Origin of the sequence: [Clostridium] colinum (genome assembly GCF_940677205.1) — a bacterium.
GTDB lineage: Bacteria > Bacillota > Clostridia > Lachnospirales > CAG-274 > Tyzzerella > Tyzzerella colina.
Map to the genome: position 1 here is coordinate 13811 of NZ_OW712331.1, position 25273 is coordinate 39083.

At 27.6% G+C, this 25273-nt stretch carries 23 protein-coding genes, 1 tRNA gene, 1 rRNA gene and 1 pseudogene; 19 read left to right on the forward strand and 7 right to left on the reverse strand.

The features are described 5' to 3' along the window. Position 1: 1 nt before the first annotated feature. The gene (locus tag NBW53_RS00065; RefSeq protein ID WP_250278107.1) at positions 2 to 772 is read right to left on the reverse strand and encodes a ParA family protein; all 771 of its coding nucleotides are present in this window, start codon (positions 770 to 772) and stop codon (positions 2 to 4) included. A 184-nt stretch (positions 773 to 956) separates the two neighbouring features. Beyond that, on the reverse strand, positions 957 to 1625 hold the full coding sequence (locus NBW53_RS00070) for a hypothetical protein (protein ID WP_250278108.1): 669 nt from the start codon (positions 1623 to 1625) through the stop codon (positions 957 to 959). Between the two features lie 120 nt (positions 1626 to 1745). Between NBW53_RS00070 and NBW53_RS00075 the strand changes: the two genes are divergently transcribed. The 6 genes and pseudogenes from NBW53_RS00075 (at position 1746) to NBW53_RS10035 (ending at position 6374) form a co-directional block, all read left to right on the forward strand. Beyond that, positions 1746 to 1898 (forward strand): hypothetical protein, encoded by a 153-nt coding sequence (locus tag NBW53_RS00075; RefSeq protein ID WP_250278109.1) that lies wholly within the window; start codon positions 1746 to 1748, stop codon positions 1896 to 1898. Further along, complete coding sequence (locus tag NBW53_RS00080; RefSeq protein ID WP_250278110.1) at positions 1899 to 2156, forward strand: hypothetical protein; 258 nt, start codon at positions 1899 to 1901, stop codon at positions 2154 to 2156. A 174-nt stretch (positions 2157 to 2330) separates the two neighbouring features. Further along, positions 2331 to 3215 carry a diacylglycerol/lipid kinase family protein gene (locus tag NBW53_RS00085; RefSeq protein WP_250278111.1) on the forward strand — a complete coding sequence of 295 codons (885 nt, stop codon included), beginning with the start codon at positions 2331 to 2333 and terminating at the stop codon, positions 3213 to 3215. 12 nt (positions 3216 to 3227) lie between these two features. Next, on the forward strand, positions 3228 to 4925 hold the full coding sequence (gene argS, locus NBW53_RS00090; protein WP_250278112.1) for an arginine--tRNA ligase: 1698 nt from the start codon (positions 3228 to 3230) through the stop codon (positions 4923 to 4925). A gap of 117 nt (positions 4926 to 5042) precedes the next feature. Further along, positions 5043 to 5354, forward strand: a pseudogene (locus NBW53_RS10030) (cobalamin-dependent protein); the annotation flags it as partial. Next, complete coding sequence (locus NBW53_RS10035; protein ID WP_408647062.1) at positions 5349 to 6374, forward strand: B12-binding domain-containing radical SAM protein; 1026 nt, start codon at positions 5349 to 5351, stop codon at positions 6372 to 6374. The pseudogene NBW53_RS10030 and the gene NBW53_RS10035, both read left to right, overlap by 6 nt. Positions 6375 to 6643: 269 nt before the next feature. Here NBW53_RS10035 and NBW53_RS00100 read toward each other — a convergent pair whose 3' ends face one another. Then, the gene (locus tag NBW53_RS00100) at positions 6644 to 7000 is read right to left on the reverse strand and encodes a winged helix-turn-helix transcriptional regulator (protein ID WP_250278114.1); all 357 of its coding nucleotides are present in this window, start codon (positions 6998 to 7000) and stop codon (positions 6644 to 6646) included. 116 nt (positions 7001 to 7116) lie between these two features. Between NBW53_RS00100 and NBW53_RS10040 the strand changes: the two genes are divergently transcribed. The 7 genes from NBW53_RS10040 (at position 7117) to NBW53_RS00130 (ending at position 12738) form a co-directional block, all read left to right on the forward strand. Continuing rightward, complete coding sequence (locus NBW53_RS10040; protein WP_284345817.1) at positions 7117 to 7299, forward strand: SDR family NAD(P)-dependent oxidoreductase; 183 nt, start codon at positions 7117 to 7119, stop codon at positions 7297 to 7299. Then, complete coding sequence (locus tag NBW53_RS00105) at positions 7232 to 7837, forward strand: SDR family oxidoreductase (protein ID WP_284345818.1); 606 nt, start codon at positions 7232 to 7234, stop codon at positions 7835 to 7837. Before NBW53_RS10040 ends, NBW53_RS00105 begins: the two co-directional genes overlap by 68 nt. A gap of 294 nt (positions 7838 to 8131) precedes the next feature. Then, entirely contained in the window at positions 8132 to 9388 is a 1257-nt protein-coding gene (locus NBW53_RS00110; RefSeq protein ID WP_250278115.1) for a UDP-N-acetylglucosamine 1-carboxyvinyltransferase, read from the forward strand. A gap of 2 nt (positions 9389 to 9390) precedes the next feature. Beyond that, positions 9391 to 10188 (forward strand): MBL fold metallo-hydrolase, encoded by a 798-nt coding sequence (locus NBW53_RS00115; RefSeq protein ID WP_250278116.1) that lies wholly within the window; start codon positions 9391 to 9393, stop codon positions 10186 to 10188. Between the two features lie 59 nt (positions 10189 to 10247). Continuing rightward, entirely contained in the window at positions 10248 to 10724 is a 477-nt protein-coding gene (gene rlmH, locus NBW53_RS00120; protein ID WP_250278117.1) for a 23S rRNA (pseudouridine(1915)-N(3))-methyltransferase RlmH, read from the forward strand. A 125-nt stretch (positions 10725 to 10849) separates the two neighbouring features. Beyond that, entirely contained in the window at positions 10850 to 11857 is a 1008-nt protein-coding gene (gene asnA / locus NBW53_RS00125; protein ID WP_250278118.1) for an aspartate--ammonia ligase, read from the forward strand. Between the two features lie 11 nt (positions 11858 to 11868). Beyond that, a complete protein-coding gene (locus tag NBW53_RS00130) occupies positions 11869 to 12738 on the forward strand; it encodes an aldose 1-epimerase family protein (protein ID WP_250278119.1) in 870 nt (289 codons plus the stop codon). A gap of 124 nt (positions 12739 to 12862) precedes the next feature. Here NBW53_RS00130 and rpsT read toward each other — a convergent pair whose 3' ends face one another. Then, complete coding sequence (gene rpsT / locus NBW53_RS00135) at positions 12863 to 13117, reverse strand: 30S ribosomal protein S20 (RefSeq protein ID WP_250278120.1); 255 nt, start codon at positions 13115 to 13117, stop codon at positions 12863 to 12865. A gap of 367 nt (positions 13118 to 13484) precedes the next feature. On the opposite strand from rpsT, the gene gpr reads away from it, so the two are divergent. From gpr to NBW53_RS00160, 5 genes are all read left to right on the forward strand, one after another. Beyond that, positions 13485 to 14468: a GPR endopeptidase gene (gpr, locus tag NBW53_RS00140; RefSeq protein ID WP_250278121.1), complete on the forward strand. Its 984-nt coding sequence runs from the start codon at positions 13485 to 13487 to the stop codon at positions 14466 to 14468. 558 nt (positions 14469 to 15026) lie between these two features. Next, a 23S ribosomal RNA gene (locus NBW53_RS00145) occupies positions 15027 to 17925 on the forward strand. Positions 17926 to 18103: 178 nt separating this feature from the next. Then, positions 18104 to 18174 (forward strand) — tRNA-Trp (locus NBW53_RS00150). Between the two features lie 168 nt (positions 18175 to 18342). Further along, on the forward strand, positions 18343 to 18591 hold the full coding sequence (locus NBW53_RS00155; RefSeq protein ID WP_250278122.1) for a hypothetical protein: 249 nt from the start codon (positions 18343 to 18345) through the stop codon (positions 18589 to 18591). Between the two features lie 29 nt (positions 18592 to 18620). Then, the gene (locus NBW53_RS00160) at positions 18621 to 19013 is read left to right on the forward strand and encodes a CPBP family intramembrane glutamic endopeptidase (protein WP_250278123.1); all 393 of its coding nucleotides are present in this window, start codon (positions 18621 to 18623) and stop codon (positions 19011 to 19013) included. 389 nt (positions 19014 to 19402) lie between these two features. On the opposite strand, the gene NBW53_RS00165 is transcribed toward NBW53_RS00160, so the two are convergent. The 3 genes from NBW53_RS00165 to NBW53_RS00175 are packed head-to-tail and all read right to left on the reverse strand — an operon-like array spanning position 19403 to position 22839. Next, entirely contained in the window at positions 19403 to 20257 is an 855-nt protein-coding gene (locus tag NBW53_RS00165; RefSeq protein ID WP_250278124.1) for a hypothetical protein, read from the reverse strand. Between the two features lie 19 nt (positions 20258 to 20276). After that, positions 20277 to 21353, reverse strand: a complete 1077-nt coding sequence (locus NBW53_RS00170; protein ID WP_250278125.1) for a toxic anion resistance protein — start codon at positions 21351 to 21353, stop codon at positions 20277 to 20279. Positions 21354 to 21372: 19 nt separating this feature from the next. Continuing rightward, on the reverse strand, positions 21373 to 22839 hold the full coding sequence (locus NBW53_RS00175; RefSeq protein ID WP_250278126.1) for a YceG family protein: 1467 nt from the start codon (positions 22837 to 22839) through the stop codon (positions 21373 to 21375). 216 nt (positions 22840 to 23055) lie between these two features. Between NBW53_RS00175 and NBW53_RS00180 the strand changes: the two genes are divergently transcribed. Beyond that, positions 23056 to 25266: a bifunctional metallophosphatase/5'-nucleotidase gene (locus NBW53_RS00180; RefSeq protein WP_250278127.1), complete on the forward strand. Its 2211-nt coding sequence runs from the start codon at positions 23056 to 23058 to the stop codon at positions 25264 to 25266. The last annotated feature ends 7 nt before the right edge of the window (positions 25267 to 25273 follow it).

The following is a 25273-nucleotide window of genomic DNA, read 5'->3' on the forward strand; positions in this document are numbered from 1 at the left end:
ACTATCCCTCCTGATTATATATAACTTCTTCTGCCAAAAGCATATATGCTTCAGCACCTTTAGATTTTGGGTCGTATAGATTAATAGGTTTGCCGTGGCTAGGGGCTTCGCTTAGTCTTACGTTTCGAGGTATTATGCTTCTATAAACATTTTTGCCAAGATGTTGTTTAACCTCTTCTACAACTTGTAAAGAAAGGTTTGTCCTAGCGTCATACATAGTAAATACAACACCTTCTATTTTTAAATAAGGGTTTAATTTTTGTTGTACTAAATTTATTGTATATAAAAGTTGAGACAATCCTTCTAAAGCATAATATTCACATTGTAAAGGTACTAATATTGTATCCGAAGCTGTTAAAGCATTTACTGTAAGCATATTTAGAGAAGGGGGACAATCTATTAAAATATAGTCATATTGGTCGCTAACCTCATCTAATATATTTTTTAAAAGATATTCTCTATTATCTTTTCCTACAAGCTCTATTTCAGCTCCAGATAATTCTATATTACTAGGTAAAATATGTAATTTTTCAAAAAAATCTAATTCTATTTTTACTTGTTCAAAAGAGGCATTGTCTAACAATAAATCATAAAAAGTATATTGTAGGTCATTTTTATCAATGCCAAGTCCACTAGATGTATTGCCTTGTGGGTCAGAATCTATAATTAAAACTTTTTTTCCTAGTTGAGCCAAACAGGCAGATAAATTGATAGATGTAGTTGTTTTACCAACTCCACCTTTTTGGTTTGCAATAGCAATAATTTTGCTCATTTTTTCACCACCTAAAAATTAATATAAATAATTATAACATAAAAATGTTTCACGTGGAACAATTTTATAAAAAATTTTATATCTAAAATATTACAAAATTTTTGTGAAACAACATTTTTCGCAAATGTTTCACGTGGAACAATTATAAAAAATGCTAAGCTTTATAAAAACTTAGCATTAAATATTAATTATTATTATTTTTTTTATTTTTAAATTTATTTATTATTATATTTAATAAAAAACCTAATAATATACCAAAAGAAAGATACATTAATTTATCTAAACTGTGAAGATGTATATTATAAAGTATATCTTCAGACATATCAAAAAATTCATCTATAAGTTCAAAAATAATATCAAAAGCAATAGGAACTATAATAATTATAGTTAAAATAAATATAAAAAATTTGTTTTCTAATATGAAATTTTTTATATCGGATACATTATCTTCAACATATATATTATTTTCTAAATTACTTTTTAATTTAAATGCATCAAATAAAGCAAAAATATAAGTTATTAATATTAATGGGGAAAATGTGGTAACATAAAATCCTAATAACCAAACAACTAGTATTATTAAACCACGTTTTGTATACCCTAAATACATTTGAGCAGAACCAGGAAAACAAATAGATAGCATAAATGTTAAAAAGCTACTTTTAGGTTTATTATAGGTATATTTATGAGAAGTAATATTATTTAAGTTTTCTTCTTTTTTTACTTTATTTTTTAAACAATCTTTACAATATATCCTACCATCAATATGTAAAACACAATTTTCACACAACCATTCACCACATATACTACAAGTATTTGTAGCTTTTATATTATTGTGATATTTACAATTCATATTATACCTCCATATTTTGATGTATTTTATTGTAGTCTCTTATCTATTATTTCATCTTCTAAATATTTTTTACGTAGCTTAGAAATATTTTGATGAGCTAATTCATCTACAAAATCTTCTATGTATGAATTATTTTCTATATATTTTATTGATATATTAGCATCAAAAATGCTATATAAATATGTTATAACAGTTAAACATGGACAGAGGAAAATAGAAGCATACCAACATAGTAATAAAATTGCAGAGTCAAATGCAATAAGAGCTTCATAAATGCCAGAAAAAGCTAATAAAAAAGTTATGAATATGCTTAAATTAAAAATACCAAATAAAAATAGTCCTTTTTCTTTTTTATCTAAAAATATATGTCCAAAACCAGGAATTAAACTACATATAAAAGTAGCTAAAGGGCTAATATTTTGTTTTTGTTCAAGTTTTTGTTCAATACAAGTTTTGCAAAGTTATTCATCTTTTATATTTAAAATATTTTTAGATTCAACAAGACTATTACACATATTACAAATTTTATAATCTGGTTCATTTGTCATTAAAATACACTCCTTTTATTATTTACTTATAAATATAAACGTAAATAATAAAAAAAAGTCTTATATTAATTATTATATATTTGAAATTAAAAGGTATATATGTTATTATAATAGTAGTAAAAGTTTGTTAATCTATATTAAATGAAAGGAATTTTTTATGAAAAAAATAAAATTAATATACAATCCATATTCTGGAGATAAAACCTTTAAATTTGATTTAGATATATATGTTACAAATCTTCAACAAATAGGATATGAAGTTCATATGTTTAGTAGTATAGAACAAGGAGATATAGAAAACCACCTAAAAGATATACCAAAAGATTTTTATGATGCGTTTATAGTGTCTGGTGGTGATGGTACTATAAATATAGTTGTTAATTGTCTTATGAAATATAAACTAAATCATATACCTATTGCTATTATACCATCTGGTACTGCTAATGATTTTGCATCTTTTTTAAAGTTACCTAAAGAGCCAGAAGATGCTTGTAAAATAATAGGTAATAACAAAATAGCAGCAGTTGATGTTGGGATTTGTAATGATAAATATTTTATAAACGTTTGTGCTGGAGGATTATTTGCAAATGTTAGTGAAAAGATAGATAAAAATTTAAAAGAAGCTTTAGGTAAATTTGCATACTATATAAGTGCTTTACAAGATATGCATTGTTCTAAGCCTATAAATTTAAAAATAACTAATTCTAAAGAAACAATAGAAGATAAATTTGATTTATTTTTAGTATTAAACACATCAGGTACAGGGAGTATAAAAAAATTATCACCTATGGCCTCTATAAGTGATGGAGTTTTTGACTTTGTTGGTTTTAGAAATGTTGAAATAGCTAATTTACCTAAATTGGCTATAAAGTTTTTAAAAGGTGAATATTTAGAACACGATAAAATTGTATTTTTTCAAGATAATGAAATAACTATAGAAAGCACTGAAGAAATATATTCAGACTTAGATGGGGAAAAAGGACCTAAACTACCAATAAAGATAAAAAATATACCAAATGCTATAAAAGTATTTGTTGGATAATAGGAGGAAAAAATGGATTTTAAAGAACAAATTGCACTATTGTTAAATAGTGTTATAGACTTAAATAAAGAAGAAATATTAGATTTAATAGAAATACCAAATTCAGATATGGGAGATTTTGCTTTTCCTTGTTTTAAACTTGCAAGAACTATGAAAAAAGTACCTAATATTATAGCTAATGAAATTGCAGAAAAAATAGAAAAAAAAGATTTTATATCAGATATACAAGTAGTTAATGCTTATATAAATTTTTATGTTAATAAAACAGTATATGTAGAAAAAATATTAACAAATATTTTAGATAATAAAGAAAGTTTTGGGGATAGTAATATAGGAAAAGACAAAACAATAGTTATAGACTATTCTTCACCTAACATAGCTAAACCTTTTCATATAGGGCATTTACGTTCTACAGTTATAGGTAACTCACTTTATAAAATATATAAAAAGTTAGGCTATAATGTAGTTGGTATAAATCATTTAGGTGACTGGGGAACACAATTTGGTAAATTAATAGTTGCATATAAAAAATGGGGTAATAAAGAGCTTGTAGAAAAAGATGATATTAAAGAGCTTAGTAAAATATATGTAAAGTTTCACGAGGAAAGCGAAAAAAATCCTGCTTTAGAAGATGAGGCAAGGCTTTGGCTTGTAAAAATGCAAGAAGGCGATAAAGAAGCCTTAGAGCTTTGGAAATGGTTTTGTGATATTAGTATGAAAGAATTTGAAAGAGTTTATAAAATGCTAAATATTTCTTTTGATTCTTATAAAGGTGAAAGTTTTTATAATGATAAAATGCAAGCTGTTGTAGACGAACTTTTTGAAAAAGATATTTTAGTAGAAAGCGAAGGAGCTAAAATTGTAGATTTGGAACAATACAATATGCCACCTTGTTTAATATTAAGAAGTGATGGTGGTACTTTATATCCTACAAGAGATATAGCTGCAGCTTTTTATAGAAAAAAAGAATATAATTTTGAAAAATGTTTATATATTACTGCATTAGACCAAAATTTACACTTTGCACAATGGTTTAAAGTAATAGAGCTTATGGGCTATGATTGGGCAGAAGATTTAGTGCATATACCTTTTGGGTTAGTTAGCTTAAATGATGGTAAATTATCTACAAGAAAAGGCCACGTTGTTTTGATGGAAGATATTTTAAACCAAGCAATAGAAAAAACAAAAAACATTATAGAAGAAAAAAATCCTAACCTTGAAAATAAAGAAGAAATAGCAAAAAATGTAGGTATAGGAGCAGTTATATTTAACGATTTATTTAATTCACGTGTTAAAAATGTTGTTTTTGACCTTGAGAGAATGTTAAATTTTCAAGGAGAAACAGGACCTTATGTACAATATACTCATGCTAGAGCTTGCAGTATATTAGAAAAAGAAAAATTTGATAAAAATATATTAAATAATATAGACTTTAGCTTAATATCAGATGAATATTCTTTTGAGCTTATAAAACTTTTAAGCCAATATCCAGATAAAATAATAGATGCTTCTTTAAAATATGAACCATTTATTATTACAAGACATTTAGTAAATATCTGTCAAGCCTTTAATAAATTTTATGATGAAAATAATATAAAAAATAGTGAAACAAATCTTAAAAATGCTAGACTTGCCGTAGTTTATGCAACAAAAATTATTATACAAAATGGACTTTATCTTTTAGGTATAAATGCTCCAGAAAAAATGTAAATTTAATTTTAGAAAAATAGATTTATTTTATATTTTTTGAGAGGAAATAAACATATGAAGATTTTAATGATTGCTTACGATAATGAGTCTTATACGACGTAGTTTCCACAAGGGCTTGCATATTTAGCTAAAGCAGCTATGAATGCAGGACATACTGTAGAGATATATCAACAAGATATATTTCACTGGCCAGATAGTCATTTAACAGAATTTTTAGATAAAAATTATTTTGATGTTGTTCATATAAGTGTAATAGGGGGCTATTATCAATATAGAAAATTATTAAGTCTTTCTAATGCTATAAACAAATCTAAGAATAGGAAAAATTTAAAATATATTATAGGAGGCCATGGACCAGCAGCAGATCCTAAATATTTTTTAGAAAAGACAAAGGCAGATTTAGTTGGTATTGGAGAAGGTGAGATAACATATGTTGAAGTTTTAGAGGCTTTTTCTGGTAAGAAAAATTTATTAGATGTAGATGGAATAGCATATTTTGATAAAAATAATAATTATATTAGAACAAACCCTAGAAAGCTTATTGAAAATATAGATGATATTGATTGGCCAGCATATGAACTTTTTGATATAAATTATTACTCAATGTTGAGAATGCCAAATATAGAATCTAATGAAAGATGTATGCCAGTATTATCTGGAAGAGGATGTACATTTGCATGTAATTTTTGCTTTAGAATGGATAAAGGGTTTAGACCTAGATCAGCACAAAGTATCATTAAAGAAATAGAATTTTTAAGAGATAAATATAATATTAGATATATTGCTTTTTCAGATGAATTACTTATGAGCTCTAAAGAAAGAACTATAGAACTTTGTGAAGCCTTTATAGATGCAAAATTAGGTGTAAAATGGGATTGTAATGGTAGATTAAATTATGCAGATATAAATGTACTAGAAAAAATGAAAGAAGCAGGTTGTGTATTTATAAATTATGGTATAGAATCTCTAGATAACAATACATTAAAAGTTATGCATAAAGGGTTAACAAGAGATATTATAATTAGAGGTGTAGAAAACACTTTAAAAGTTGGTATAAGTCCAGGTCTTAATTTAATTTATGGAAATATAGATGAGCCTTTAAGTGCTATAGATGATGCTGTTGAATTTTTATTAAAATATGATGATCATGCACAATTGAGAACTATAAGACCGGTAACACCTTATCCAGGTACTGAATTATTTGATTATTGCATAAGCAAAGGTTTAATAAAAGATACTGAAGATTTTTATGAAAATAAACACTTAAATTCAGATTTAATTAGTGTAAACTTAACCAAACATTCAGATGATGAAATATATGAAAAATTATATGAAAGTAATATGATATTAATAAAGCAATACCAAAAATTTCAAATGGAAAAACAACAAAAAATTTGTAAAGATTTATATTATAATAAAAATTATAAATTTAGAGGATTTAGATCGTAGTACTATTAAAGAAAATATCATCTTTCTTGATGGTTGATTAACAACAAATAATAAAATAAGTTTAAAAAGATAACGGTGTAAAATAACATATTTTTTTATTAAAATTAATTAACTTATTAAATATACTTGTTTTTTATTTTGTGAAAAATACCTATAATACTGTAAACATATATATTTTTAAAATTTTTTTAATTTGTATTAATAAGGCACTATAATAAAGAATTATTTTTAATAAAATATATATTATGTAATAGCCAAGGATATAAAATTTATCCTTGGCTATTACATTGTGGATTTATTATTTCAAACCTATTATCAATATTTTTTTCACTCCATTCACACATAAGGTCTAATATAGGAAGAAGAGTTTTACCTTTTTCTGTTATAGAATATTCTACTTTGGGTGGAACTTGAGGATATATTTTTCTGTTAATAAGTCCATCTGTTTCTAATTCTCTTAATTGATTTGTTAAAGTTTTTTGTGAAACACTATTTAAAAAAGATAATATTTCATTAAAACGTTTAGTTTTATTTTCTATTAAATAATAAAGTATTAGAGGTTTATATTTACCACCAATCATTTTTAACGTTACTTCAATTTCGCAAACTACTTTTATCTTTTCCATAAAAACTCCATTAGTTACCTAAACTACACTATATGAAAATAATGTGCCTACTTGTTTATTATATTTTAACATATTATTATAATATAATAAAGTAATTTATATAAGGAGAGTTAACTATGAAAAAATTAGTTGTAATAACAGGTGCTAGCTCGGGGATAGGAAGAGAACTAGCTATAGCATTTTCCAAAGAAGGACACCCAGTTTTATTGTTAGCTAGAAGAAAAAAAATTAATGGAAGAATTAAATTTAGAAAATTGTATATGCAAAAGTGTAGATGTAGCAAACAAAGAAGAAGTTGAAAAGGCTATATTAGAAGCGGAAGAAAAATATGGAAAAACAGACCTTTTAATAAATTGTGCGGGAATAATGCTTTTAGGTAAACCACATTTACAAGATTATGAAGAATGGTCTAATATGATAGACACAAATATTAAAGGAATTTTAACAAGTACAAATGTAGTTTTAAATAATATGATAAAAGAAAATAAAGGTACAATAATTAATATTAGCTCTATTGCTGGTAGAAAAACTTTTGATAATCACTCTGTATATTGCGGTACAAAATTTGCAGTACACGCTATAACAGAAAGTATGAGAAAAGAAGTAGCTAATAAAAATGTTAGAATAATAGTTGTATCACCAGGAGTGGTAGAAACGCCTCTTTTAAGTCATACAACAGATGAAGATATTAAAAAAGATTATAATGAATGGAAAAAAACAATCGAAAATGGACTTGATACAACTAAAATAGTAGAGTGTGTGAAATTTGCTTATTATATGCCACAAGATGTATGTGTTAGAGAAATAGTAATAGCAAAAACAAAACAAGAAGATTAATAAAACAAGTTTTAAATATAAATATTAAAAAATTTTAATTTATATTATTTATTTAAAACTGAAGCAAACTAAAATTTATTAATTTATATGAAAAATTTTACTTTATTTATACAATAATTTATCGTGATGATATTATTATTTTTTGTAAAAGGTTGTAGATTTTATCTATAACCTTATTTATTAATCTTTAGGTTAAAAAATTGTAATAAATAATAAAAAATACTTTCATATTTTAAATAAAAATGTTATAATAAAATAATGTTTTTATTTAATTGTGAGGTGTAAGGAAAAATAATGGAAAAACTTGTTGTTACGGGTAAAAATAGATTATCTGGAGATGTCTTTATAAGCGGGGCTAAAAATGCCGTTGTTGCTATAATACCAGCTGCTATAATAGCAGAAGGTGTTTCTATTATAGAAAATCTCCCTTGTATAGAAGATGTTACAAGTTTTATAACAACCTTAGAAGGTTTGGGTATAAAATGTGATTTAATAAATGAAAATACATTAAAAATAGATTCTACTAATATAAAAAGCTCAATAGCAGTAAATGATGATGTAACAAAAATAAGAGCATCTTATTATTTAATGGGAGCTTTAATTGGTAGGTTTAAAAAAGTAGAGGTTGCTTTGCCTGGTGGGTGCAACTTTGGTTCAAGACCGATAGACCAACATATAAGAGGGTTTAAAGCACTTGGCATAGATGTTGTAGTAGAAAATAATATAGTAAAACTAGATGGTACAAACCTTAAAGGAGCAACTGTATATTTAGATATGGTTAGTGTTGGTGCTACAATAAATATTATGCTTGCAGCAGTTTTAGCAAAGGGTGTTACTGTTATAGAAAATGCGGCTAAAGAGCCACACGTAGTAGATACAGCAAACTTTTTAAATATGCTTGGGGCAAAAGTTACAGGAGCAGGTACTGATGTTATTAGAATAACAGGTGTAGAAAAGCTACACGGAGGAGAATATACTATAATACCAGATCAAATAGAAGCAGGTACATATATGATAGCATCGGCTATATCTGGAGGAGATGTTTGTGTTAGAAACATTATACCAAAGCATATGGATTCTTTAGTTGCAAAGCTTTTAGAAATGGGTTGTGAAATAGAAGAGGGAGATGACTATATTAGAGTAAAATCTGATGGTAACCTTAATGCTACAAATGTTAAAACAATGGTATATCCTGGCTTTCCAACAGATTTACAACCTCAGATGACAACTCTTTTAGCAGTTGCAAAAGGGACAAGCACTCTTACAGAAAATGTTTGGGAAAATAGGTTTCAATATGTAGAAGAGCTTAAAAAATTAGGAGCTAATATATCTTTAGATGGAAGAATTGCTACTATAAATGGTATAGACTATTTTGAAGGTGGACAAGTTAAAGCAACAGATTTAAGAGCAGGTGCTGCTATGATTTTAGCAGGTCTTAGGTCTAAAGGAGAAATAGTTATATCAAATACAAAATATATCGATAGAGGCTATGAAAAAGTAGAATATAAACTAAGAGCCTTAGGTGCAGATATAAAAAGGATAATAGATTAATTATGATAGATTTTACAACACTAGCTAGTGGTAGTAAAGGAAATAGTATATATATCGGTACAAAAGATACTAAAATATTAATAGATGCAGGTCTTAGTGCTATTAAGATAGAAAATGCATTAAAAGATATAAATGTATCTTTAGATGATATAGATGCTATATTTGTAACGCACGAACATTCTGACCATATAGATGGAATTGGAGTTGTGTCAAGAAAATATAATTTACCAGTATATGCAACAGAAGGTACTTGGAATAATATGCCACAAAAGATAGGCAAAATATCACAAAATAATAAAAGGTTAGTTTATAAAGACGAAGGAATATGGCTAAATGATATATTTATAAAACCTTTTGGTGTTCCACATGATGCAAAAGAGCCAGTTTGTTATAGTGTTTTATATAATGGTATAAAAATATGTGTAGCAACAGATATGGGGCATATAACAAGAGATATAATAGAAAATATAAGACATTCTTCTGCACTTGTTTTAGAAAGTAACCACGATGTAAATATGTTAAAAATGGGTAGTTATCCTTATAATATAAAAGAACGTATATTAGGTAAATATGGACATATATCAAATGAAACTTGCGGTAAATTATTATCTTGTGTGATGAATAATAAATTAAAAAATGTATTTTTAGGTCATATTAGCCAAGATAATAATACACCAGATTTAGCATATTTAACAGTTTCAAATATTTTAGAAGAATTTGGTATACAAGCAGAAAAAGATGTTAATTTGTTTGTAGCAAAGCCCTATGGTATAACAGAAGTAATAACAATTAAAGAGTAAGGTTTCTATATTTATAGAGGCCTTTTTGTATAACTATTAAAAATTTTAAAGGAGAGTATATGAAAATTTCTATAATATGTGTAGGTAAGATTAAAGAAAAATATTTTACAATGGCAATAGATGAATATAGTAAAAGATTATCTAAATATATAAAGCTTAATATAATAGAGTTGCCAGATGAAAAAGCACCAGAAAATTTAAGTGTTGCAGATGAAGAAAATATAAAACTTAAAGAAGGTGAAAAGATATTAAAAAATATAAAAGATGAATTTGTAGTAGCTTTATGTATAGATGGAAAAGAAATGGATAGTGTATCTTTAGCTAATTTTATGCAAAATAATAAAAATAAAGGTATAAGCCATATATGTTTTGTTATAGGAGGGTCTTTAGGTTTACATAAAAATGTAGTAGATAGAGCAAATTTTAAACTTAGTTTTTCTAAAATGACTTTTCCTCATCAGCTTATGCGTGTTATTTTATTAGAACAAATTTATAGAGCAGAGAGGATATTAAAAAACGAACCATACCATAAGTAACATAATTTATAGTAAATATATTTAATATGTTAGTATTAATATTATTTTAAATAAAACAAAGGGCTTGTAAATAATCAATTTTTAATGTATTATAAATATACTAATTAAATAATGGAGGTTTATATATGCAAAAATTAGTACCAGAGAATTATAAATCGGTTTTAAATCTTTATGATACACAAATAGGAATAAAAACAGTAAAGGACTTTTTTCAAAATTCCTTATCAAAAAATTTAAATTTATTACGTGTTACGGCACCATTATTTGTAAAACCAGAATCAGGACTTAACGATAATCTTAACGGATTTGAAAGACCAGTTTCTTTTGGAATAAAAGAACATAACGATGAAGAAGCAGAAATAGTACATTCTCTTGCAAAATGGAAAAGATATGCACTTAAAAAATATGGTTTTTCTAAAGGCGAAGGCTTATATACAGATATGAATGCTATTAGACGTGATGAAGATACAGACAATACACATTCTATATACGTAGACCAATGGGATTGGGAAAAAATTATAGATAAAGAAGAAAGAACAGTTGATACATTAAAAGCTACTGTAAAATCTATATATAAAGCCTTAAAAAATACAGAAAAATATATGGCTATACAGTATGATTACATAGAAGAAATTTTACCTAAAGAAATATTTTTTATTACATCTCAAGAGCTTTTAGATATGTATCCAGATAAAACACCAAAAGAAAGAGAATATCTTATTTGTAAAGAAAAAGGTGCAGTTTTTCTTATGCAAATAGGTGGAGCATTATCTAATGGGGAAAAACACGACGGTAGAGCACCAGACTATGATGATTGGAGCTTAAATGGTGATATACTTGTTTATTATCCAGTTTTAGATATGGCTTTAGAGCTTTCATCTATGGGTATAAGAGTAGATGAAGATGCTTTATTAAAACAATTAGAAATATCAAACTGTAACGACCGTAAAGATATGCCTTTCCAAAAAGCTATATTAGACAAAGAGTTACCATATACAATAGGTGGTGGTATAGGTCAATCTAGAATATGTATGTTCTTTTTAAGAAAAGCTCATATAGGTGAAGTTCAATCATCTTTATGGCCACATAGTATGCTAGAAGAGGCAGAAAGAGTGGGTCTTCAAATATTATAATAGGTGATAATATGAATTATAATATAAAAAATAATTTTTTAAATGTAGAAATAAGCACACTTGGAGCAGAATTACAGTCTATCAAAAAAAATAATATAGAATATCTTTGGCAAGGTAATGAAAAATTTTGGAAAAATAAAGCCACTAATATATTTCCTTATGTAGGTAAAATGCAAGATGGAAAATATATTTATAGAGATAAAATATATGAAATGGGTAGCCACGGGTTAGCTAGACATATAGAATTTCAGGTAGATAAAATAGACGAAAATAAAATAGTTTTTAAAATGACATCTAATGAAGATACTTTAAAAAATTATCCGTTTATTTTTGAATATTTTATTACTTATGAGCTTAAAGAAAATACTATTTTTATTACATCAAAAGTAGTAAATAAAGATAATAAAACAATGTATTTTGGACTAGGTGGGCATCCAGGGTTTATTGTACCTTTAGATGAAAAACTAAATTTTGAAGATTATTATTTAATATTTGATGATGCTTGTAAAATAAATAACATAAGAGTTAATGAAAAAGGGCTTATAACTCATAAAGAACCTTTTATATTAAAAGATGATAAAATTTTAAACCTTAAGCATAATATTTTTGATAATGATGCTTTAATATTTGAAAATATGTCAAAAGGTGTTACGTTAAAGTCGGATAAAGACAATAAGAGTATTTATTTAAAGTATGAAGATATGGCATATTTAGGTATATGGCATACACCTAAAACAGAAGTAAACTTTGTATGTATAGAGCCTTGGACATCTTTATCATCTAGAGCGGGTATAATAGAGGATATAGAAAAACAGGACAACCTTTTATGTTTAGAGCCTAACAAAGAATATGAAAATACTTGGTTTATATCTATAAATTAATAAAAAGTATAAATTTTATAAAGTATATACTTTTTATTATAAAAGACTATATTTATAAAATTATTTATAAATTTAAATAAAAAATACCGTAGATAAAATATCTACGGTATTTTTTAAGCTTAAATTAAGCCATTTTATTAACAAATTTAGCAAGTCTAGATTTTTTTCTAGAAGCAGTATTTTTATGATAAATACCTTTAGAGCAAGCTTTATCAATAGCTTTAGTAGCGTTAACAAGAGCTACTGTAGCTTCTTCTTTATTACTAGCAGTTAAAACTTTTTTAATAGCAGTTTTAACGCTAGACTTAATCATTTTATTTCTCATTGTTTTTTTAGCTGTAACTAAAATACGTTTTTTAGCAGATTTAATATTTGCCATTTTAAAATTCCTCCTAGATTTATAAAAATTTATCATTTAACAATATAATATTAGAGGGTAAAATATTGTCGGACGGACCACAATAATAAGCTAGATACGACTTATTATTGTCGGAATTAAACACCTTATAATTGTAAAATAAAATTAAAAATAAGTCAATATGTATAATAAATTTTTTTTTACAAAATATATAGTTATAGCTTGAGAAAAAATTAAATAATTTAAAAGTTATCAACAATTATTTAGTTAAAAATAAATATATAAACACAACATATAGTTGAAATGTTGATAAAATATGTTAAAAACAATAAGTTATTAACAAGTTATCAACTTTTTTGTGTAAAACTTTATATAAAGGAGAATTTTTATGAACAATTATTCTATAAGAACAGATTTGGCAATAGAAGTTACAGAAATGATAACAAAAGAAACTGAAGATACTAATATAGAAGGTGTAGATTTATATGTAGATGATGTAGAAGATATAGAGGTATCGTGGGTAAAAATAAAAAACGAAAAAGGCCAACAAACTATGGGAAAACCAATAGGAAATTATGTAACAATAGAAAGTGAGTCAATGAAAGAAAATGACCCACTAATGCACGAAAAAATAACAGATATTTTTAGTAAAAATCTTATAAAATTATGTGATTTAAAACAAAATTCTACTATATTAATAGTAGGGCTTGGCAATTGGAATGTAACACCAGATGCATTAGGCCCTAAAGTTATATCAAAAATATTAGTAACAAGACATATAAAAGATACATTACCAAAACAAATAGATGAAGGTGTAAGACCCGTTAGTGCTATATCTCCAGGTGTTATGGGTATAACTGGTATAGAAACGGCAGAAATTGTAAAAGGGGTGGTTGATAGGCTAAAGCCAGATATAGTAATAGCAATAGATGCTTTAGCTACAAGAAAAACATCTAGAATAAATGCTACTATACAAATGTCTGACACAGGAATAGCTCCAGGTGGTGGAATGGGTAATAAAAGAAAGGTATTAAATAAAGAAACTTTAGGAGTACCAGTAATAGCTATTGGTGTGCCTACAGTTGTAGATGCGGGGACTTTAGTTAATGACACAATAGATTTAATGATAGATAGCTTAGTAAATGAGGTAAAAGGTGGAAAAGAGTTTTATCAAATGATTAAAGATTTAGATAAAGAAGAAAAATATAATCTTATTAATAATATTTTAAATCCTTATACAGGAAATTTATTTGTTACACCAAAAGAAGTAGATGCTGTTATAGAGAGATTATCAAAAATAATAGCAAATGCTATTAATATAGCTATGCACCCTAGTATAGATTTTGAAGATATAAATAGATATATGAATTAATGAAAATAAAAGGTTGTAGACTTTGTCTACAACCTTTTAAAAAAATAACAATATTATTTTTTTGAGGTACTGGATGAAAAAAAGCGAGTTTTTCTCGTGCAAGGGGATAAAGCTCCTAAAAATCTAGCTTTGCGTATACGTGGCTTTACAACGTATATGATTAAAGATGAGAACTATTTGTTCTTATACTTTCCGCTTTTTGTGTTATTTCTATTTTGTTTATAATCTGAAAGGTTGTATAGAAAAATATAATCTTTTATTTTTAGCCTTAAAACTGTGTTTAAAATGACTAAAAATTAGTCTATATTTGTTATTTTAAGAAAAAAATGAGAAAAATTAAAAAAAAGTGTTGACATAGTGTAATAATATATGTTATTATACATAAGCACTCAGCTAATGAGTTTTATGTACATTGAAAATTAAATAACAAACACAACGCGATAAAGTTTGAGAAAACGATATCGTGAGCCAGACAAAAATATTTAAGAGGTAAAAGCAAGAAATAAAAGTTTTTCCGAAAAAGATTTAAACAATATCTCGGTGAATAAAAAACCGAAAGGTCAAGCTAATAAGAGCAAAGGGTGAATGCCTTGGCATCAAGAACCGAAGAAGGACGTAGAAAGCTGCGAAAAGCCACGATGAGACGCAAACAGTCAGCGACTCGTGGATATCCGAATGGGGAAACCTAGCAGAGAAAAGCTCTGTTACTGCATACTGAATAAATAGGTATGTAGGGGGAACGTTGTGAACTGAAACATCTAAGTAGCAACAGGAAGAGAAAGAAAAATCGATTTCCTAAGTAGCGGCGAGCGAAAGGGAAGAAGGCCAAACCGACGAGCGTGCTTGTCGGGGTTGAGGACTGCATAATCCATTGACAAAGAATAGTCGAATTGTTTTGGGAAAGCAAACCAAAGAAGGTGAAAGTCCAGTAGACGAAATTTGGAGTCAGGAGGCAGAATCCAGAGTACCACGGGACACGAGAAACCCTGTGGGAAGCCGGGGGGACCACCCCCCAAGCCTAAATATTCCTTGATGACCGATAGTGAAATAGTACTGTGAAGGAAAGGTGAAAAGAACCCCGGGAGGGGAGTGAAAAAGAACCTGAAACCCTTTGTTTACAAACAGTGGGAGTTACAATAGTAACAACTGCGTACTTTTTGTAGAACGGTCCGGCGAGTTACATTTGCAAGCGAGGTTAATTAGTAAGAAGCTAAGAAGCCGAAGGGAAACCAAGTCTGAAAAGGGCGACAAGTTTGTAGGTGTAGACCCGAAACCGGGTGACCTATCCATGAGCAGGTTGAAGTTACCGTAAAAGGTAATGGAGGACCGAACTCGTATCTGTTGAAAAAGGTTGAGATGACTTGTGGATAGCGGAGAAATTCCAATCGAACCCGGAGATAGCTGGTTCTCCTCGAAATAGCTTTAGGGCTAGCCTTGTGTTAATCTACTGGAGGTAAAGCACTGAATTGGTGCGGGGCCTTCGCGGGTTACCAAATCATATCAAACTAAGAATGCCAGAAAGATGATGCACAGGAGTCAGACTATGTGAGATAAGTTTCATAGTCAAAAGGGAAAGAGCCCAGACCGACAGCTAAGGTCCCAAAGTGTGTGTTAAGTGGAAAAGGATGTGAGAATTCGAAGACAACTAGGATGTTGGCTTAGAAGCAGCCACTCATTTAAAGAGTGCGTAACAGCTCACTAGTCGAGAGTTTTTGCGCCGAAAATGTCCGGGGCTAAAACACACCACCGAAGCTACGGAATTGTACGAATGTACAATTGGTAGAGGAGCAATCTGCAAGGATGAAGCCAAACTGAAAGGAATGGTGGACGAAGCAGAAGAGAGAATGCCGGAATGAGTAGCGAGATATATGTGAGAATCATATAGGTCGAATGTCTAAGGTTTCCAGAGTAAAGCTGATCTGCTCTGGGTAAGTCGGGACCTAAGGCGAGGTCGAAAGACGTAGTCGATGGATAACAGGTTTAAATTCCTGTACTACTAATAATCAGAACTGTGGGGACACAGGAGGATAGGAAAACCGAGGAAAGGAAATACTCGGCTAAGCACAAAGCTGTGGATATGATGCAAATCACATATCTAAAGGTGAAGTGTGATAGGGAGTGAAGAAAAGTAGCGAAGTTTCTGAATCCACACTGTCAAGAAAAGCCGCTATAGTGTTATTAGTACCCGTACCGCAAACCGACACAGGTAGACGAGGAGAAAATCCACAGACCGACGGGAGAAGTGTTGTTAAGGAACTCGGCAAAATGACCCCGTAACTTAGGGAGAAGGGGAGCCTACGAGAGTAGGCCACAGAGAAGAGGCTCAAGCGACTGTTTAGCAAAAACACAGGTCTCTGCTAAACCGAAAGGTGAAGTATAGGGGCTGACACCTGCCCGGTGCTGGAAGGTCAAAAGGAGAGGTTAGGAGCAATCCGAAGCTTTGAATTCAAGCCCCAGTAAACGGCGGCCGTAACTATAACGGTCCTAAGGTAGCGAAATTCCTTGTCAGGTAAGTTCTGACCCGCACGAAAGGTGTAACGATTTGAGCACTGTCTCGACAACACGCCCGGTGAAATTGAAGAACCAGTGAAGATACTGGTTACCCGCAACAGGACGGAAAGACCCCATGGAGCTTTACTGCAGCTTAATATTGGGATTCGGTATTACATGTACAGGATAGGAGGGAGACTGAGAAGCCAGTACGCCAGTATTGGTGGAGTCGATGTTGGGATACCTCTCTTGTAGTATTGGATTTCTAACCTGCTTCTGTGATCCAGAAGAGGGACATTGTTAGGCGGGCAGTTTGACTGGGGCGGTCGCCTCCGAAAGAGTAACGGAGGCGCTCAAAGGTCTTCTCAGAATGATTGGAAACCATTCAAAGAGTGTAAAGGCAGAAGAAGGCTTGACTGCGAGAGCGACGGTTCGAGCAGGTACGAAAGTAGGACTTAGTGATCCGGTGGTAACAAGTGGGAGTGCCATCGCTTAACGGATAAAAGCTACCCTGGGGATAACAGGCTTATCTCCCCCAAGAGTTCACATCGACGGGGAGGTTTGGCACCTCGATGTCGGCTCATCGCATCCTGGGGCTGAAGTAGGTCCCAAGGGTTGGGCTGTTCGCCCATTAAAGCGGTACGCGAGCTGGGTTCAGAACGTCGTGAGACAGTTCGGTCCCTATCCGTTGTGGGCGTAGGAAATTTGAGAGGAGCTGTCCTTAGTACGAGAGGACCGGGATGGACGAACCGCTGGTGTATCTGTTGGTAACCAATGCCACGGCAGAGTAGCCAAGTTTGGAAAGGATAAACGCTGAAGGCATCTAAGCGTGAAGCCAACCTCAAGACTAGATTTCCATTGCCTAGTGCAAGTAAGACCCCTTGAAGACGACGAGGTTGATAGGCCTAAGGTGTAAGTACGGTAACGTATTCAGCTGATAGGTACTAATGGTCGAGTGCTTGTCCAATGATTTTGTTTAATTCTTTTAGTTTGGTTTGTGTTTGTTATTATTTTTTATGTAAATATTGAAAAATTGAAAAAAATTAAAAAATAGCTTGCAAAAGTATAAAAAGAAAAGTTTTATGTTTAGCTTAATAAAACTATTTCTTGTTTTATTTTTTTATAAGTACAAAAATTTAATATATAGGGGTGTGGTCAAATGGTATGACAGAGGTCTCCAAAACCTTTAGCGAGGGTTCGATTCCTTCCACCCCTGTTTAGCTTTAAGATATGATTTTATCATATCTTTTTATTTTATATATTTTTTGAAAATTAAGTTTCTAAAATATGATAAAATTATATAAATTTATAGTATTTTTTATAAATATTTCAAATAATTAATTAATAAATAAAATTAGAAATTAGAAAGAAGTTGATTAATATTATGAAAGAAAAATTAAAATACTTAAGATGGTTTGATATTTTAATAGTTACTATAATTTTATTTGGAAAACCAATTTATGATTCAACAGTTATTTTTTTAACAGCAAATGCTAATGAGATTTCTGAAGTAACAGACATTAATACACTTAGTAATATTTACAGTATTTTTTATGAAATTATTCAACTTAGTTTAGCATTTTTTATCTTTATTTACGTAAATTTGATTTTTCACAATGGAAGTATAAAATAACTTGGAAAGGAACTATTTTTTCAATAATATTGTTTATATTATTATCAACAATTATAGACATAACAAATATACTATTTTATGGATGGAAAGAATATATTTCATCGGTTAGTTTATATGGATTTCCACAAATAAATATATCATTAATATTATTTGCATTACTTAATGGATTTTATGAGGAAATTTTTTTTCTTGGGATTTGTATTCATGTAAAGAAAGAATATAGAATAATATCTTTAGTTTATTCTCTTATAATACGAACATTATTCCATACATATTATGGGCTATTTACAGCATTAGAAATAGGATTAGTAATAGGGATTATTTATTATATATTTTATAAAAGAAATAAAAACTTATATCCTTTTATGATGTCCCATACTATTGCAGACATTGTTTCTCTTGGAATTATTCAACTATTATAATATATAATGTTTCTTAAATTTAAATTATACTATAATATAAGACAATTAATTATTGGTTAATGTTATTTTGTTTAGTTTTTATTTTGATATAAAAATTTATGAAGAAAATTTTATTAAAATAATTTAATTTTATCGATAAAAATATATATTTTTGATACTTTTTAATAAATATATTATAATATACTGAGATATAGTATATGAGTAATAAAAAAATATGAAAAATATTATTGTTTACTATAACAAATATACTAAAAAAAGCCGATTTTATCATACAAGGGCTAAAAGTCCTTAAAAAATCTGGCTTTTTATATAGTATAAAATAATAATTTTGTAAATATAAATACAAAGCTATTTTATTTTACTTTAATTTTTAAGCATTTTATTTATAATTATTTTTTAGAAAATATTTTTTTATAATATAAAAATATCCATAATATAGCAATTATTAAAATAATAATTATTATATTTGTTATGTTAAAAAATGATTTATTACTTTTATTTTCTTCTTCAAACATAAGAATTTCATCTTCTCCATTTTCATTTGATACTACACCTATTATTTCATCTTCATTATACCCATCAGTATCAGTTACCATATCAATAGTATCATCTATAGCGTTATAAACTAAATAATATCTTATAAAAGGATTGTCTAATATAGAACGTCTATATGTATTAGGATAATAATATTTTCTTGTTGTAGAAGTATTTATATCTTTAGTTTTAAAAACATCTTCTAAATTTTTTGTATCAATTTTTTTACCATTTATTGTTTGAGTTTTTAAACTTTTACTTTCTTTTGGTGCATAATTTTTATTATTATTAACATCTAAATTACTTCTAGAAGAATTAGATTTATTACTAGAGGAACTAGATTTATTACTAGAGAAACTGGAACTTCTACTAGAGGAATTGGAGCTTTTACTAGAGGAGCTAGAGCTTTTGCTAGAAGAACTAGAACTTTTACTAGGGGAGCTAGAGCTTTTACTAGAAGAACTAGAGCTTTTGCTAGAAGAACTAGAACTTTTGCTAGAGGAGCTATAGCTTTTACTAGAAGAACTAGAACTTCTGCTAGAGGAACTGGAGCTTCTGCTAGAAGAACTAGAACTTCTGCTAGAGGAACTATAGCTCCTACTAGAAGAGCTAGAACTTCTACTTTTTGCCTCTATTTCATAATAAAAATTACCTAAAAATATAGAAAAAACAAGAGGTATAACTTTTAATAATTTATTTAAAATTTTCATATATTCTCTCCAATAATAATTATTTTGAGTTTAACATTTTTAACTTAAGGTCTTCTAATTTTTTTATATTTTGCATTCTTTCTTCTTTGTTTTGCTCATCTATTTGTTTTACTTCATTTATACCTGTTAAAATTGTGTTATAAGTTTTTTCTAAAGTTTCTATACTAATAACGGGGCTAGAAACAGATTTTTTAACATTTTTAGTGTTATCAACTGTTTGTTGTACTGTTTTTTCAAATAATTGTTTTGTAAAATCTTCAGCTTGAGATATAGCCTGATTTTGTATAGCTTGCCTTCTTAAAGTTATAGCATTAATTATACTTACTTTAAATATTGGAAGTGTTGTTATAAATGCAGAATCTATTTTAATATTTAAGTTAGAATTTGTAGTAATCATCATATTTATCATAGGTATAATTTGCATAGCTACATTTTGAGACACACTTAAGTCTAATATTCTTTGGCTAAGTAAATCTTGTGCTAAGTTTAATTGGCTTTCTAAAGCTATTCTATCCTGAGAGCTTATATTTATATCTGTTGCTAATTTTATTTTTTCTTCTTCTATGCGTTGTAGAGCCATTTCACCAGCAACTATATAATATTCTAGCTCCCCCATATATTCTCTTGTTGCTTCAAACTGTGCTTGTAACATTTTATTAGATGTAGCTATATCTGAGCTATATTTATTTAGTAATGTTCCTACACCTTCTATTTGTTTGCTTAAAGAATTATATTTTTCATAAATATCTTCTTTAACACTATTAAATTTTTCTTTAATTTTATCTAAAAAAGTTTTTTTCTCTTTAAAATTATAATTTTTTATTTCTTGTAAATCAAATGATTTCATAATGTTAGTTAGTTTAACTAACATTTCTCCAACTTCTTCTGTTTTAACTTTTTTAATATCTTCTAATATTATATCATTTATTTTAGATAAATTTTGGCTAGGTTCAAAGCCGTATTTTGATATTTCAGTAGGATTTTTAAAGTCTATACTATTAGATAGACTTATAACTTGTGGTAATTGTTTTAATTGTTCTTTTCTATCGTCTAGAGGCTTTATATCTTGCATATTAATTTTTTCTAATTCATCCATAGATACAATCTCCTTTTTATTATTTATTTTTTAATGTATTTAAAATTTTATATTTTATACTGTTTATTTTTTTAGCTATACCAACATCTTTATAAGTTAGTAGCATATTGTTATTTTCATCATATTTATCTAAAGTTATAATATTAATCATATATTCAGGTAAATAATTTTCTATATTAAAAACACCTTTTGTACTTAAAAATATAACATCTACGCCAAGTTTTGATAGCGTAAGCATAAAATAAATAAAATGTTTATTAGAAATATTAAAGTTATCTATTACAACTATTCTAGGTAATTGTCCAGAACAATCTCTAGCATTTAATATATGTTTAAATTTATTATCTATAGATATTAAGTTTGTAAGTAATATTTTATAATCATCTATATTTAAATTTAAACTATCTTTTATTTCTAAAGAAGTATCTACTATATTTTGTTGTAAAACAAGAGGTAAATCATCATTTTTATAAATATCTAAATCAAATAATTTATCAAAATATACAGTAATAGAATTATTGTCAGAGTTAGTATTATAACAATTATTTATATCAAAACTTAAGTTATTTTTATCCGTACATTTTATAATAAATTTAGCAGGTTCTTTTAATAAAATATCTAAGGTATTTTCATTAATAATTTCATCAATAAAATTATGGTATTCTTCTAAATATTTATGTCTACCATTTATTAATGAACAAAAACAAGGAATAATAACTTTTTGTTCATTTTTTAATAATTTAAATCCATCTCTTAAGGAGGCTGGCTCTTTTAAAATAGGTAAAATATCAAAACGAGAAGCATTTATTTGTGTACCTATAGATTTAAATTTAGACAATTGTTCTTTAGAATAAAGCCCTTCATCTAAATAATCATTTATTATTTTGTCATTGTGTATTTTACAGTCTGTAGATTTAGAATTTATTAAAACACCACTATCTATTGCATCAAATATAGAACCGTCATATGTAAAGTTACCTTTATATATAGTGTAGTTTTCATTTTTTTCCCAATTATTTATATTTAATTTTTCTAAATCAAATACTATAACGTTAGCACCCATAATATTTACTAAATCTAAAAATAGTAAATCTTCTTTTTTAAAACTTCCATAAGCTACTATTAGGGGTTTGTCATAAAAATTTATTTCATTTTTTATTATATATTCCTTAGCAATATTAATAACTAAAGTTTTTTCTTCATTAGTTATATTTTCTTTAAGAGATAGTATATTATATGCTACATTAATTCTTTTTTCTATATCTTCATTTCCAGTTATTAAAGAATAATCTTCATCTGTTAGTTCAAATGTATTTTCTAAAATAACATATTCTTTTTGTATTTCTACAACATTTTTAACAAATGTATGCAAAGTATCTCTTATAGCATTTTTATTATCAATATTGGTACCATAAAAAACTATAAAAGAGTTTTCATCATTTACTATGTTATTTAACGAGGTTTCATATAATCTAGAAAATTGCATAATATTCCTCCTATTTTATTATTTATAGTTTTAACTATAATTTAATAATTATAATATATATTATTAAAATTGTCAATCAATGTATATATTTTCAATGATACAAAATGTATATATTATCAATAAAAATTTATATATTATTGTATATTATTGACAAGTATTTGTATAAATGATAAGATTAAAAAGTAATATATTTATTAACGGGAGGTCTTATCAATTATGAAGAGATTTGTAAATAAAAAGTCTTTAAAATCTTTATCATTGGCATTGTCTTTATCGTTAGCAATGTCTTCCTTACCAATTTTTAATGTATTTGGAGAAGAAGAAAAGAGTGTAATTATATATCATACAAATGATATGCACGGTTCAGTTAAAGAACTAGCTAATGTAAAAACTTTAAAAGATAATACAAAAAATGCTTTATTGTTAGATGCAGGAGATTGCACACAAGGAAGTTCTTTAGCTACATATACAAAAGGTGAAGCTATAATAGATATTATGAATGCAACTGGATATGATGCAGTTGTTCTTGGTAACCACGAGTTTGACTTTGGTTCTAAACAAGCTGTAGAAAACATGAAAAAAGCAAAATTTAATCCACTTGCAGCAAATGTTTTAGATGCACAAGGTAACCTTTTATTAAAAGGTATAAATGGTAACGGTGCAAACGTTATAGAAGAAGTTAATGGCAAAAAAATAGGTATTTTTGGATTAACGACAGAAGAAACTTATTATAAAACTAACCCTAAAAATTTAAACGGAACACAGTTTAAAGATGTAGTAGAAACTGCAAAAAAACAAGTAAAACTTTTAAAAGAACAAAACGTTGATGCTATTATAGCTATAACACATATAGGTGATGATAAGTCTAGTTCACCTACTAGCATAGATTTAGCAAAACAAGTAGATGGTATAGACTTAATTGTAGATGGACATAGCCATACTATAATACAACAAAAAGTAAATGATACTACTATTGTTCAAACAGGTACTGCTTTAAAGAAATTAGGTAAAGTTACATTAAACTTTAAAAATAATGATGTAGATATAAAAACAGAATTATTAGATATAGATAAAGTAGTTAAAGAAAATGAAGCAGACAAAGAAGTTGCTAAAATATATAATACTTATAATGAAAAAGTAAGTAAAGAATTACAAAAAGTTATAGGTAATACTAAAACAGATTTATATGCATATGATGAAAAAGGTACAAGACTTTGTCGTATACAAGAAACACCAATGGGTGATTTAATAGCAGATTCTATGATTTATAGCACTAAAAAATTATTAGAAAATACTGAATATAAAGATTACCCTATAGTTGCTTTAGAAAATGGTGGCGGTGTTCGTGCTAATATAAAAGCTGGAGATATTACTTTAGAAGATGTATTTAATGTATTACCTTTTGGGAATATTATATCTGTAAAAGTTGTTACACCTAATATTTTATATAATGCCTTAGAAAACGGTGTTTGTAAAATGGAAATAGACAAAGCTGGTAATATAACAGGTCTTGATGGTAGATTTCCACAAATTAGTGGTATGAGAATAGAAATAGACCCAACTAAAAAAGCATTTAATCCAGAAAAACCAGAAGATGGAACAGGAGAAAGAGTAACAGCTATATATTTAGTAGATGAAAATGGCAAAGAAACTTTATTAGATAGAAAAGATGACAAAACACAAATAGCTTTAGCATCTAACGATTTTATAATAGCTGGTGGAGACGGATATAAAGCACTTAGCAATTTAAAACATATTGCTGAAGGTGAAGTATTAGACGTTGTTTTAGCAGATTATATAAAATATTTAACAGAAAAAAATGGTGGTAGTTTTACATATACTATGCCAGGAAACCGTACAAAAGTTGTAACAAATGTAGAAAATAAACAAGATAGCAAAAAAATATCTTTAGATAAATTATTATACTTAAAAGAAGATAAAGAGGTAAATTTATATACAGATATTCCAGATACACAACCAGCTTATTGGGCTAGTGAAAGTATTTATTATTTTAAAGCATTAGGTATATTTGATGATAGCAATAAATTTTACCCTAACAACACAGTTACTTATGGTGAATTTAAAACAATTTTACAAAAACTTTTAGGATTAGAAAATAATAATTTAGAAGAATATGGTATTGTTGAAAATAAAGCAAACAAAAAATATAAAGATACAGATTTATTAAAAAGAGAAGATGTTGCACTTATGGTTGGAAACATTGTAAAACTATACGGGGTAGAGATAGAGAGTAAAAACATAACTATAAATGATAATGTTTCTGATTTTGCTAAAGAAAACTTTAAGTTTTTAGCAGAAATAGGTTTATTAAAAGGTGATGGAAAATCATTTAACCCACAAAAAGAAGTTACAAAAGCAGAGCTTTCTTTAATACTTTATAATTTAACAGGACTTTATGTAGAATAATAAAAAG